This window comes from Alcaligenes sp. SDU_A2, from assembly GCF_038237375.1.
GTDB lineage: Bacteria > Pseudomonadota > Gammaproteobacteria > Burkholderiales > Burkholderiaceae_B > Alcaligenes.
In genome coordinates, this window is record NZ_CP151273.1 from 1,451,433 (window position 1) to 1,464,622 (window position 13,190).

Genomic DNA, 13,190 nt, shown 5'->3' on the forward strand with positions numbered 1-13,190 from the left:
GCCTTCAGTATAGCAGCTTTCGGCAAATTTGCCGAAAGTCATTACGATTTTCCCGGAAAGTGGTTTATTTGATTGTTTTTTGTTAAAGTCAAATCAAACATCTTTAGGCAAATACGCTATATCTAGTATGACTCTCGAATACCCAAAACCTTTTCTGACGGTTGACGTCGTCCTTCTCACGCTCATTGATGGAGTCTTACATTGCGGCCTTTTGAGGCGTGAGAATCCCGCCGAAGTTTACTTTGGTGCTTGGTCCTTGCCCGGTGGTTTTATTCGCCCTCAGGAAGATGAGGATGCGATGGCAACAGCAACTCGTGTCCTGCGCGACAAGGTTGGGGTTGCAAGCCCTTATCTTGAGCAGCTGGGCACGTTCACTGGTAGTGCAAGGGACCCTCGCGGCTGGTCCGCCTCTATCGCCTACTATGCTCTGGTTCCGGCTCACATTGCGCCCGAGAACTCGGAACATTTCGAGTGGCGAAACATTGAAGACGTGCAAAGCATGACTCTGCCCTTTGACCACAGTTACATTGTTCAGCAGGCCATCTCCCGCGTTCAGTCTAAAACCAGCTACTCCACACTCCCCTTGTACCTTATGCCGGAGTTGTTTTCGCTGACTCAATTGCGAACGGTCTATGAGCAAGTTCTGGGGGGAAGCCTGGAGCCCCGCGGCTTCAATCGCCGTATGCTTGAAATGGGAGTTTTAGAAGAGACGGACCAAAAGCAAAGCGAAGGCTTCCGCCCGGCCAGGCTGTACCGAAAGTTGACGCGAAAGCTGCAGGAATCAGCAGGCGTATTTCAGCCTCAGTAATCCGACGGGCTTTAAGGATTTTCCTTTTCTGCTAGAAAGAGCTCATGTTGCTCCACGAATTTCAGCACTCAGTCTCAGTGAACTCCATGGCTATCAAACCTTGTGCTTGGGTGTCGAAATCAGAACTTGTCCCTGAGTGAGGGGCCTACCTTGGGGATGTGACGCTCTACGGTTGCAATGCCTTTACAGTCGGCAATGATGAGGGCATGGTGCCTCTTTTTAGCTTTCCGGACATCAAGGCTTACTTTGACAAACTGCACCAGATGACGGGGCAGAATTGCCAAGATCGACCAGCAGTTTTCCGATCTTTTAGAGGCGTCCGTTTAATCGGGGTAGAGCCCTCCGGGAATTCTCAATGTTCTTGAACCCATACGCACGGCTTGAGAGCATTTCCATGCTATGACGAAGAGCCCAGAGCTTCCCTTGTGTGGTCTTCGTTACCGAAAAGGATTGCTATTGTTTGTTCGGGCCGCCCAGGCGGCTTTGATTTCGTCTTCGGGCGGGCTGACCATGATGACGGTGGCGGTGCCGTCCGGGCGACGGTGTACCGTCGCGCTGACTCCGCCTTGCTGGTAGCTGGCCACCAGCCCCAGTCCGATCTGCACCAGGGGGGAACTGATGCCTGTATTGCCGATGCGTCGGCCTATGTCGTAGCCTGTTTTTACGTCATTCAGATCCGGTGCCTGCGGGCCGATCTGGGCCAGCGCCTGATTCAGGGGAATGACCGAACGCGCATCGCCTGTGGTGTCGTAGAACACCCGCGCCGGCTCCTGTTCCGACGGCAGGGCCGCTACCGCTTGCTCCCAGCCGGCCTTGATCGCCGCCGCCTGATCCGCCTGAGGCAGCGGTTGGCCATCGTCTTTACTCAAGGATACGGTCACGGGTCGATGCAGATAGCCCAGCAAGGGTGCCCGGTCGAATTGGCGCACCTGCCAGGTGGTCCAGCGCACGGGGATGTAGGGCGAGGGCGTAAATTCGCCTGGTCCGTCGTTGCTCAGGGTCGCCCACAAGCGGGGCAAAATACCGTGCCACCATTCGGAGGACATAAAGCTGGCGGCTTGCGGCATATCGGCACCTGTCGCCGCGGCTTGGGCTTTGGAGTATGCATAAAAACTGCCGGGACCGAGGTCCTTGTCGTTTTCCCAAAAAAAGTTCCATAAGCGCGTAATGTCCAGATCTGTGGTGTTGCGATTGACCGGTCCGCTCTGCTCGAATGCGTAGGGTCGGATACGCGCATCCACCCGGTCCGAGCGCGCTACCAGTAAGGTCGCAATGCTGTCGGGCATGGGCGGGATAACTTTACCCTCGCGCGGCAGACGCGTATGCCCAGGGGTACGCATCAAGGAACGCGTCATAGAGCCGTCCAAGCTGACCAGCAAGGCTTCGGGCACGTCGGGATGCGCATCAAAAAACGCAAACACTCGCTCCAGCATCAGCACCCCGTCTTCGGTATTAGCGTCCTCTTCCCACAACAGCAAATGCACGCCCAGGCTGGCCCCCTGCCGCAAGCTGGCCAGGCCAACAGCCGGTCGGTCCGTATCCAAATGCTTGGGAGGCTCCCAGATCAGCACCGGTACGGGCCAATGACTGACGGCGTGTTTGGCACCTGTTTTAAAGCTCGCACGCTCCGATAAATCTAGTTCGATAGAGCGACCTCTATCACCATTGAAATAATCATCAATGTTTTCTGATAGATACGTCGTGAAGTTATCTGCCTTGGCTTCGATATCCCGCCAGGTCTCGTGATTGGTGGTCGTTCCTGTTACCACCCCCATCCCACGCACTTCCAATACATAGTCGGCACCGGTCCGTGCCAACATGGTGGGAGAGCCGTTAAAGTTTTTGGGTTCGGTCGGCACGGATGGGGCGACCTGTGTTGGGGCGGACGGGCTTGATGAACTAAGACCGTGCAGGCCATAGCCCAGCAGGCCGATGGCCACTATTACCAAGGCTCCGTTACGTATCTGTGCTCCCATCTGCGTCAGCTCCTCGTGCCTGAATAATTCCGTCCATACCGATACCCCGGTGGCCCAAGTCAGACACGCCAGGATAAAAAAAAGTACATACAGCCGTAAGCGTGGCCTCATGGCTGGCCGCCCTGTGTAGGAACGCCTGCTTGCGCTTGCAAGGCTTGACCATGCGCCGTCAGTTCGTAATCCACCAAGGGCGGTGGCGAAACGGCCACAAGGGTTTCGGCAGGGAAAATACCTTTTTGGTAATACAACACGCAGGCTTCCATTAACGCCCTTGTGTCAGGCGACAAGTGCTTAAAACATGGATTTTCACGAAAATCCTTTATGTTTTTTACCCGCCAATCCGCCATTAAATACAGCAAGCTCCGCCAGCCCGCATCATCCATCGTGATCGCCTGCCCCAAGGCCACATCCATCGCCGTGACCCAGCGGTGATTTTCAGGGCTGCGCAAGATGGCGGAATGGTAGTTATTGCTCTCCAATTCATCCGGGTCCTGCGCCAGGCGCACACGTGCTTCGTTAGGCGTTTCCTCCCGCTCGATCATGCCGCCGGTGGGCCGTGGCGTAAAACGCCAGTTGTGCGCCTGATCGTCCCGAGCTTTGCCTTCGTTGAAGGCGGTTTTGTACGATGTCAGATCCCAAGGGTAGTCACTGACTCTCTGAACGAACAGCCACTCAAACGAGGCATACTGATTGCCCAGCGCCACGTTCTGACCTACCTCGTCCAGCCGCAACTGGCCGGCCACGTCGGCAAGCCCGGGACGCTGCCCGCCGCGCACCACTTCACCCCCATGCAGCTCGGGTTCGTGCGGCGGCGTCAAGGCCTCGGCATTGATGTGGCGTTCGCTGTTCTGCTCGAACGAGGTCTGCAAATATGCGGCCTTGATACTTTCAGTCAAGGGGCCCCATATCGTGCCGTCTGTTTCAGGGCCGGGTGTGCGACGTTGATACCGATTACGTGCCTGAATCCGGCCCGGAGTCAGACCAACCTGCACGGTATGATCCTGGCCCGCATTGACATCCCAGTCCCAACGCCGCAAACGCGTCCACATCCGTTGGAAAAATCGTCTTTTTTCGAGCACCGACATGGCCTCCAACTGCTCGTCCGTTTCATTCTGCACCGTGTCGGGCACCCCAAAAGTGCCGATGCCCTGTATTTTTTTCATGCCGGTGACCGTATCCTCGGGGCAAAAGTACAGATAGACCTTGCCGCGGTTGTCACGCTCCTTGAAGGTAATCCATTCCTGGCCGCTCTTGTCCAGGCGTTCGCCCTGACTCGCACTCCAGCGCGGCCCGGAGCGCCCGCAGGACCGTCCCGAGGACAGCATCAGATCGGCCAAGGCGGGCACATCGTGGGGACTAGCGGTAACCGCATTGACAATGCGCACCAATGTCTTGAGTTTGCTGCGACCCGTCAGATGACCATCGCCGTCCGTAGCATGCAGGCTGTAGGGCGTATCCACCATGATGATGCAATCGACGCAGCGCTCGCCCCAACTCTTGAGCAAAGCCTGGGCCAACAAGGTAATGATGCTGCCCTGGCTGTGGCCCATGATGGTGATGGTTTCGTTGTGGGGGCTTTGGCCCGAGCGCAGTTCCAGCTTGGCCTGGCGAATCGTCTTGATCAGATGCGCCAGGCGAGTAGCAGCCAGCACAAAATAGCGTCGATCGGGGGCCGTGCCGGCATACACGGCCTTGCCGCCCAAGGCGTTGTGCATAGCAAACTTTTCGATACCTCCAAGCAAAAAACCCGGTTCATACATTTGCGGGATGTTGTTGGTGGCATTGGCAAAGAACCCACCGCCCTTGGCAAAGTTCGCGTCCAGGCGATTGCCATGCACATCCTGATACTGGCCGCGCGTCATCAGCCGGCCATGTTCGTCGGCGTGCCGGCTGGTAATGACCCCGGGATTATCCAAAGTAGCAATGTCCTGGTTATCCGGCCGCAAGCCCCAGTAGAACGGCAAGACCACGCTGGGGCCTGTTTTCCCTGGCTCGCGCTGATAAAGATAGGTGTCCGGGTCATCTAAGGCCTCGTCGTCCCGAATACCATCGCCTTGTGTCTGGGTCTGTCTGGCTTGTTCATAACGCTTGCCATATAGGCCTGGCTGCATATCCGTACGCCCCAGGCGCTCGTTCAGCCCCTGGCACAGACCCTGTTCGACCGTGCCATAGTTGGCCCCGTTATCGTTCACCCCGTGAATGAAGATGACAATGCCCGGCAGGTCTGCCGGGATCTGCACCGGACACAGGCCAGGGCGGTTCGCCATCGTCAAGGCGCTGGCCTGCGCAATTACGTTATCTGCCATGCGGTTTCTTCTCCCGATTTTCTTCTGCAATTCATTGGCTGGCTCCGTGGTACTTCAGCATTCGATGCGGGCCATGGGCGTGGTGTCGTCCCGCACCAGTGAAGTGCGTCCCGCACCGTCAGTGTGTCGTCCTGTGGGAGCAGCCGGCACGACGCCGATTCATGCGATACGGCGACAGGAGGCCAAAAAAGGCTGTGTGGGTAAATGATCGATGGCTTTTAAAGAAAGACACGGGTTTTACCTTTCTATCGATGTTGCGTAATGTGACAGCCGGGATGGTTTTCGATAGAAATGCCAATTTTTTTATACGCGAAAGTAGGGCGACTTTTTGAGTATAAGTGCTGTGGCTTTGTATTGGTAATGAATATTATTTTTGTAAATGTAAGATTTTGAATGATTGTTGTTATTGGTTCTGATTAGTCTTTTGTTTATATTTAAACGTGCACAATTTATTTCCATTGAAAACACTAATTAAATCAATGTTTTGTATTTTTTTATTAATGATATTTTTATTTTTTCTTCTATATAATAAACAGCCTTATTATTTATTTTTGGATGGCTGCTTAAAGGCATGATTTTTTTGCCTGGCCTGTGTGGTCTGCTGTGGTGTGTGCCTGGATGGGCGGCGCTTTAAAAATGGCATATACGCCCGCCCACCCGTAGCGATACGCTGCAGGCGGTCGGGCGTATTGGATCGGTGGTGTTTCTGTCAAGAAACCTCTAACAAGATTCATGGATAATCCCCCCGTTTTTAGCGGTTGCCGATTTATTAGGGGATTACCGTAAAACGCAAGAGGGAACCTGAAGGGAGTTCGGCAGCCGTGCTTGTTGATAGGTCGGTCAGTGTTCTTAGTCTGTGGTTTCGGGGATATCCCAGTCGACCCGTCTGGCCTCTCCGGTTTGATAGAACTGTTTGACCAGCTTTATATATTCCAGAAAGTGTCTGTTTTCGGTAGCCAGTCGATTCGCCATGTCCCAATCGATCGCGTCTTTTTCTCGGGCTGGAATCAAGACTTGGCTTTCTGCCGGACTGTCCGCATCCAGCTTGATCAGGCCAATGCCGTGCGCAGCGAACAGCATCCGTAACTCCTTGAGTGTATCCTGGCCTTCGATTTCTGCTGCGACCAGATAGCCGAAGTTGGCCCAAGACGAGTTGGATACGGCTTGGAAAAAACACTCGCGCACGTTCGAGCGATTGATCAGCAGCTTGACCTCGAATGACCACAGCTTGGTTCGTTTGTCGGAGTATTGATGGACGCAATCCCGTACTTCTTGGTGCCACTCTGCGCCTAAGTCTTCCATGCCGACCACGTCCGGGTACAGCCAACGATTACCGTTGGGCCCGCGTTTGTTTGATGAGCGTTTCTCGTCGATGCGTTTTGAGTAAACCCCAAACTCCTCCCACAGATACATGGAAAGTAATGGGTAAAGCGCGTGTTCGCCAAGCCTGGCATCGTCATTCTCTGTCATCGGGATGATCGCTGCCCCTTCTGCAGCAGCGACTTCGGCCATGTCGGATTTTTCCGAGTAGTAGTACTTGCGTGGCCGCCCTTCGGTTGTTTTTAGTTGTGGGTTGCGTTTTTGCAGGCGAGGTCGTTGCGAGCTGATTTCCGCAACCAATTGTTGAATCAAGTCGGCATCGGTATTGAGGTAATCGCCCCGGCTATTGGATCGTTTTTCTTGGCATTCGGCAGGGTAGGTCTCAAAAATCCATTCGGCGATTTGTCGAGCGGAGAACTTCTGTTCTGGGTGTGAGGCAAGGTAGTTAACAACTGTTTTGCCCAGATTGAGTGCCATGAATGTTTCCCCTGTCTGATGTGCTTTCAAGCCGGATGAATGTTGATGGTGTGGACCCGAGTGTTGTTTGAACTGTATTGCGAAAAATGGTGCCGAATGTTGGCTAGGCAGGCCTTAAAGTGATGTATCTGGCGCTGTCGATACATGTTTGCTTCAGCTTCCGCAGGGTGAATATACCTGATAGGCGATGACGGCTAAGTGATGAAGCAGACTGCGACTGAGTGAAGTGCTGTCAGTTTTAAGAATTGTGTTTACTTGGCTATCTTATTAATATAATTAGATATCAAACTATAAGATATCAAGCAATGACCTCTGAAAAACTGGACACGAAGTATCACGCTTTGCTGGGTGAGGCCCGGCGGCGGGGTGGGGCGGATGTGCTGGGGATGCAGCTGTGTTTTCAGTTGTTGTCTTTGGCGGGCGGTATCGACAGAGAGTGCGCGGCGCGGCTGGCTCCGCATGGTCTGACGGAAGGGCGGTTTGTGCTGTTGTTTTTGTTGGATGCGGCGCAGCAGGGTGTGGCTCCGCATGTGCTGGCGCAGCGGGCGGGGGTGACGCGGGCGACGATCACGACTTTGCTCGATGGTTTGCAGCGCGAGGGGCTGGTGTTGCGGCGGGCGGATGCGCAGGACAGGCGTGCGTTGACGGTGCATTTGACCGCCAAGGGCAAGCGCTTGGCGTTGTCCTTGGTGGGGGAGCATGCGCAGTGGATAGGGCAGGTGTTCGGGCATTTGTCCGGGCCGGAACGCGAACAGTTGGCGATCTTGCTGGCCAAGGCGGCGGATCGTTCGACGGCAGACGATAAGGAGTGATGGGGATGACGCAGGGACAACGTAAAGGTTATGCGCGGGCGGCGGATATTCCGCCGGATGTGTTGCAGTCTTTGTCGCGTGGGGAGTCGGCCAGTCTGACGCTGACCGAGTCTTTGGCGCTGGATCAGCGGGTATTGGTTCGGGCTGTGTTTCCGGAGCTGGACGATGTTCAGCTGGAACCGGTGCAGGCCTTGTGCGAACTGGGCATATTGAAGCGCATGATGGGAATGGGCGCCTGGCTGTGGCAGACGCAGCAACAGCACGCCTGGGAGCGGTGCCGGGGGCATGGCTCCGATACGGTGCGCGGCTGGGCGTGCTTTATGGTGGGTGCGCAACCGGATTTGAGTCTGGCCCAGCGTTTGAAGCGCCTGGAGCCATTGGCCGACGATGCGCACTTCGGGGTGCGGGAATGGGCCTGGATGGCGGTGCGTCCGCATCTGGCGGCGGACTTGGAACAGGCAATGGATTTGCTGGCGTCCTGGACGCAGGCACCGTCGGCGTATCTGCGCCGCTTTGCTTGCGAGGCTTTGCGCCCGCGTGGGGTTTGGTGCGCGCACATTGCGGTCTTGAAGCGCCAGCCGCAGCTTATGCTGCCGATTCTGTCGGCACTGCGTGCCGACGAAAGCGTGTATGTGCAGGATTCGGTGGCGAACTGGTTGAATGACGCCGCCAAAGATCAGCCGCAGTGGGTGCGTGAACTGTGCGCGCAGTGGCAGGCCCAGGCACCGGAGTGCGCGGCTACGCAGCGTATCTGTCGCCGCGCGTTGCGTAGTGTTTCGCCGGTGTCCGCCTAGGGGGCGCGGCGCAGGGTGATCAGGGTGATGTCCGAAGGGCGACCGACGCGCAGCGGAAACCCTGGCCATAATCCAGCGCCATTGCTGACATACAACTGCATATCGCCGACCTCGTACAAGCCGGAGACATAGCCGCCGTTGGCCAGGGCGACGATTTTGTGCATGCCCAGGATTTGGCCGCCATGTGTGTGGCCCGACAATTGCAGGTGGGCACCGGCGGTGGCGTTCAAGGGCGCATTGGCGGGGCGGTGGCTAAGCAAGACAGTCAGCATGCCAGCGGGAATGCCGGCCAGGGCAGCGCGGGTGTCCGGGCGTGGTTGTCCGTGCTGGACAGCGGTGGCATCGGTAATGCCTGCCAGGGCGAAGGCGGCGTCGTTGCGCGTAATGAGGGTGTGCTCATTGCGCAGCAGTCGCAGACCTAGCGCATCAAAGTGCTCCATCCACTGTACGTAGTTGGCGTAATACTCGTGATTGCCTGCGACAACAAAGACGCCGTGCGGGGCGCTCAGATCTTGTAGTGGGGCAACATCGTTGCGGCGTGCAGCAACGCTGCCGTCTACCAAGTCGCCGGTAATCACGATCAGGTCGGCCGACAGCGCATTGGTTTTGTCCACAACGGCGCGCATCCAGTCCTGTTGCAGCAAGCGGCTGGCGTGCAGATCGGTCAGTTGCGCCATCCTGAATCCGTCCAGTTCGGCGGGCAGATTGGGCAGTGCGATCTCTATGGTCTTGACCCCGGGTACGCGCACGGCCTGCCAGACGCCCAGGGCCGCGATGACCATGACGGCGACGCCGATTGTGGCCCGTGGACGGGACGCGCGCAGCAGTTTCTGGCCGCTTGGGCGGTGCAAGGCCCAGGTCAGCAGTCCAACTATATCCAGGATCAGCAACAGGCAAGCCGCCATCAAAAGAGTGCCAAAGCCCCAGCCCAGCAGCATGATCAGTTCGCCGGGAATCTCGGGCGATGCGCGTGTGCCCCAATAGGTGGCAACGATGCGATGGTGCAGAGCCGTGGCAAAGACCAGGAGGGTCAACAGCCATTTGAGCCAGGGGCGCAAAGGCAGTGGACGTATCAGGCGCAGAGTCACATACAAGGCCAGCAATAGGGCGACAGCTTGAAACACGAGGCGAATCCAGGAATATATAACCGGAATGTATCCGCAGACAGGGACGGGACGAGGGAGCAGTATAAAGGCTGCGTCTGTTCTTTTTTGTTGTTCCTGCGGTAACGAGATGGTTCAGCGCGCAGGGCGGGGGAACCATCTGTGTGTCCGGTGTGGGCGCTAGAAGCGCCAGGTCAGGCCCAGGACGGGGCCGGACATGCGGGTGTCAAAGACATGGCCGGAGCGCCGGTAATTGACATCCAAGACCTTGTAGCCTGCGGCCAGGCTGAAGCGTTCGGACAGGTCGTAGTTTACGGTGAATACGGCCTGATGACTGTGTCGGGAGCCTGCGCCGAATCCGCCCACGCTGCCTTGCGCTTGCAGGGAGAATTGTTCGTTCAGGCGCCAGAAGGCGCGCAGCCCTATCATGGGGTCCAGCCAGTTGAAATTTTCTTTGTGGGTGACGGAAACCGGGCCTGTGCGCAAGTGCGCCTGGGTGTCAACATCCCAGAACGAGACGCCGGCCAGCATATCCAGGCTGCCGCGTTCTGACTCCAGCACGCGGTAGCCCCCTTGCACCGAGGCCATGAACAGGCGATTGTCGACTTTGCCCTCCAGCGCCCCCAGCAGGGGCAACCCGTCTTTGATCCGGCTTTCGGTGGTGTCCACATACAGCAGGTCCGCCGAAAATACATACCGGTCGCGTCTGGCCCATACATTGATAAATCCGCCTGCATTCAGATCTCGCCAGACATCGTTGAAGGATTTTTCCACGCCCACGGTGGGGCTGCGACGGAATGGTGAAACATCGCCTTTCAGGCCGCTGATCCAGATGTACGGCGTCACTTGCAGGGCGGAGTCTGTCTCTTGCGCCTGGGCCAGACTGGTCACCGACACCAGGCCTAGAAGCGATAGCCAAGTGCGGTATGGGGTCGAGAGCGAAAAAATCATAGCTTTGATTTATCTTGAAAACAGAGATGCTCAGTATTAAAACAGGCTGGCAGCCCGGCGAGGGCTCAATGTAGCATGGCCTGCGTCAAAGAAGAGTCGACGCGACGGGCGGGGACATCGTTCTGCAGAATGCGTGGTTTTACTTACAATCCAGGCTTCAAGTATTAAAAGGGGAACTTCTATGATTCGCTTGTCCAAGACCTTAATGGTGGCCGCCATTGGCTTTTTCTCGTTGCTGGTGGCGTTTGGCAACATTACGGATTACGGCACCAATTTCGCCTTTGTGCAGCATGTGTTCATGATGGACACGATCTTTCCGGATGCCGCCATCAAGTACCGTGCTATCGATACGCCCTGGATTCATCACGCCGGCTATATCGGCATTATTACCCTGGAAAGTCTGACCGCTATTTTGTGCCTGGCGGGAGCCTGGGTCATGTTCAAGAATCGGCATGGTTTGGATTTCAATAAGTCCAAACGCATGGCTGTGGCCGGGCTGACCCTGGGCTTTTTGACCTGGCAAGTGGCGTTTATGTCTGTGGGTGGCGAGTGGTTCGGCATGTGGATGTCCAAGACCTGGAATGGCGTGCCCGATGCGTTCCGCTTTTTCATTACGATTTTGCTGGTCCTGGTTTATGTCGTGCAGCGCGACGAGCTGGACGACTGACGGGCAGACCGAGGCTGCGCAAGAGGGCCGCAGGTTCTACGGGCGCTGGGTTATGATGGCCCGGCGGCTGAGTTCAAGGCCTTGGCCCGGATAAGTGTCATCGTGCGTGCCGGATTGGCCCATGTGTTTCGTTTTCGGAGAAAATAGCTATGCTGCAACAACGGATTCGTCGGACCTTGCTGGCGTGCACGCTGGGATTGTCGATGCTGTCATTAGCGGCGCAGGCCTGCACCCGGGCGGTGTATCTGGGCGATGATGGCCAGATCATCACCACCCGATCCATGGATTGGAAGACGGATGTCATGACCAATCTGTGGATCTTCCCGCGTGGGGCGCAGCGCTCCGGGCAAGCCGGTCCGGATTCTATAGAGTGGACATCGCGGTACGGCAGCCTGATTGCTTCTGGCTACGACATTTCCACGACCGATGGCGTTAACGAAAAGGGCTTGAACGCCAATTTGTTGTGGTTGGTCGAGTCGGACTATCCCACGCCTGCCAAAGGCGAGCGGACCTTGAGCCTGTCTTTGTGGGCCCAGTACGTGCTGGATAACTTCGCCACGGTGGCCGAGGCGGTGGCGGCCCTGGAAAAAGAGCCGTTTGTGGTCGTGACCGATCAGGTCCCCGGCGAGAGCCGTCTGGCGACGCTGCACCTGTCCATGTCTGACTCCTCGGGGGACAGTGCCATTGTTGAATATATCGATGGCAAGCAGGTCATTCACCATGGGCGTCAGTACCAGGTCATGACCAATTCCCCTACATTTGACCAGCAACTGGCACTGAATGCCTATTGGCAGCAGATTGGCGGCACGGTGATGTTGCCGGGCACCAACCGGGCCTCGGACCGTTTTGCGCGCGCTTCGTTTTATATCAATGCGGTTCCGCAAAAAGCGCCCGCCAACGAAGCGCTGGCCAGTGCGTTTGGCGTCATTCGCAATGTTTCGGTGCCGTTCGGCATCACGACCGAAGGTCAGCCCAATATTTCGTCCACGCGCTGGCGCACCGTCTTTGACCACAAGCGCGGTCTGTATTTCTTCGAGTCCGCACTGACGCCCAATACCTTCTGGGTGGATACCAGGCGGATCGACTTTTCGGCTGAAACGGGCAAGGTGCTCAAGCTGGATCTGGGGCCGAACCAGACCCGGGTTTTCTCGGGCGAGACCTTGGATCAGTTCACGCCGGCCAAGCCGTTTACTTTCCTGGGGACGTGATCGCTGGACGGATCACTTCGTGCAAAGAGGCCCGGCGGGCCTCTTTGTCATTTCGGCGATAGGGATTTTCATAAGCACCGCATCGGTCTATGCTGTGGCATGCGCATGGGTGCTTATCTGCAAGGAGTCGTCATGCATGCCTATTCTTTCCGTCCCTGGCTGGCAGGCCTGGCCAGCACTTTCGTCCTGATGCTGGCTGGTTGCAGCAATGAGTTTTCGGGTGCGCCGCCATTGGGAACCCAGAAAAATGTGGATTTGGCCCGTTACGCGGGCGTGTGGTACGAGCAGGCCCGTTTGCCCAATCGCTTTCAGAAGCAGTGTGTCGATAATGTGCAGGCGCGCTATCAGTTGCAGGGACAAGGCTTGCTGGTGGTCAACAGTTGTCGCAATGCGGCGGGGCAAACCGAACAGGCCCAGGCGCAGGGGCGGCTGAATCCGGATACGAATGATCCGGCGCGTCTGCAAGTACGCTTCGCTCCTCAGTGGCTGTCCGGTTTGCCTTGGGTCTGGGCTGATTACTGGATCTTGCGCATCGATGGGGATTACGACTATGCGCTTGTCGGCACGCCAGATCGCGATTATTTATGGGTGTTGAGCCGTATGCCGCAGGCGGATGAGGCTCGTGTTCAGGCGCTGCTGGATTATGCCGCAGCCCAACGGTTTGATGTTTCCAACATGATACGGACTCGGCAATTGCCTGATTGAGTCCGGCACGGGCAATTGTCATCGCCACGACGTACAGTGGTGGTTTTTTTGAGTAGAGCGGTA

General features: G+C 56.6%; 11 protein-coding genes. 6 read left to right on the forward strand and 5 right to left on the reverse strand.

All coding sequences use genetic code 11. The annotated features are described in order from the left end of the window. Nucleotides 1-28 precede the first annotated feature (28 nt). On the forward strand, nt 29-808 hold the full coding sequence (locus AADW57_RS06820; protein WP_341669295.1) for an NUDIX hydrolase: 780 nt from the start codon (nt 29-31) through the stop codon (nt 806-808). 437 nt (nt 809-1,245) lie between these two features. On the opposite strand, the gene AADW57_RS06825 is transcribed toward AADW57_RS06820, so the two are convergent. The 3 genes from AADW57_RS06825 to AADW57_RS06835 form a co-directional block, all read right to left on the reverse strand. After that, entirely contained in the window at nt 1,246-2,784 is a 1,539-nt protein-coding gene (locus tag AADW57_RS06825) for a type VI lipase adapter Tla3 domain-containing protein (RefSeq protein ID WP_341669296.1), read from the reverse strand. Nucleotides 2,785-2,891: 107 nt separating this feature from the next. After that, nucleotides 2,892-5,090 (reverse strand): T6SS effector phospholipase Tle3 domain-containing protein, encoded by a 2,199-nt coding sequence (locus AADW57_RS06830; RefSeq protein WP_341669297.1) that lies wholly within the window; start codon nt 5,088-5,090, stop codon nt 2,892-2,894. A gap of 849 nt (nt 5,091-5,939) precedes the next feature. Continuing rightward, nucleotides 5,940-6,887, reverse strand: a complete 948-nt coding sequence (locus AADW57_RS06835) for a COG2958 family protein (RefSeq protein WP_341669298.1) — start codon at nt 6,885-6,887, stop codon at nt 5,940-5,942. Nucleotides 6,888-7,192: 305 nt separating this feature from the next. Here AADW57_RS06835 and AADW57_RS06840 point away from each other — a divergent pair, with 305 nt between their 5' ends. After that, on the forward strand, nt 7,193-7,699 hold the full coding sequence (locus AADW57_RS06840) for a MarR family winged helix-turn-helix transcriptional regulator (protein ID WP_341669299.1): 507 nt from the start codon (nt 7,193-7,195) through the stop codon (nt 7,697-7,699). A 5-nt stretch (nt 7,700-7,704) separates the two neighbouring features. Continuing rightward, nucleotides 7,705-8,493, forward strand: a complete 789-nt coding sequence (locus AADW57_RS06845; RefSeq protein WP_341669300.1) for a DNA alkylation repair protein — start codon at nt 7,705-7,707, stop codon at nt 8,491-8,493. On the opposite strand, the gene AADW57_RS06850 is transcribed toward AADW57_RS06845, so the two are convergent. Next, entirely contained in the window at nt 8,490-9,617 is a 1,128-nt protein-coding gene (locus AADW57_RS06850) for a metallophosphoesterase (protein WP_341669301.1), read from the reverse strand. The two genes, AADW57_RS06845 and AADW57_RS06850, sit on opposite strands and share 4 nt — an antisense overlap. 159 nt (nt 9,618-9,776) lie before the next feature. Beyond that, a complete protein-coding gene (locus AADW57_RS06855; RefSeq protein ID WP_341669302.1) occupies nt 9,777-10,547 on the reverse strand; it encodes a hypothetical protein in 771 nt (256 codons plus the stop codon). A gap of 181 nt (nt 10,548-10,728) precedes the next feature. On the opposite strand from AADW57_RS06855, the gene AADW57_RS06860 reads away from it, so the two are divergent. From AADW57_RS06860 to AADW57_RS06870, 3 genes are all read left to right on the forward strand, one after another. Beyond that, nucleotides 10,729-11,214, forward strand: coding sequence for a DUF2165 family protein (locus AADW57_RS06860; RefSeq protein WP_341669303.1), 486 nt, complete (start codon nt 10,729-10,731; stop codon nt 11,212-11,214). A 149-nt stretch (nt 11,215-11,363) separates the two neighbouring features. Continuing rightward, nucleotides 11,364-12,422 carry a linear amide C-N hydrolase gene (locus tag AADW57_RS06865; protein ID WP_341669304.1) on the forward strand — a complete coding sequence of 353 codons (1,059 nt, stop codon included), beginning with the start codon at nt 11,364-11,366 and terminating at the stop codon, nt 12,420-12,422. A 132-nt stretch (nt 12,423-12,554) separates the two neighbouring features. Further along, complete coding sequence (locus AADW57_RS06870; protein ID WP_341669305.1) at nt 12,555-13,127, forward strand: lipocalin family protein; 573 nt, start codon at nt 12,555-12,557, stop codon at nt 13,125-13,127. Nucleotides 13,128-13,190: the final 63 nt, after the last annotated feature.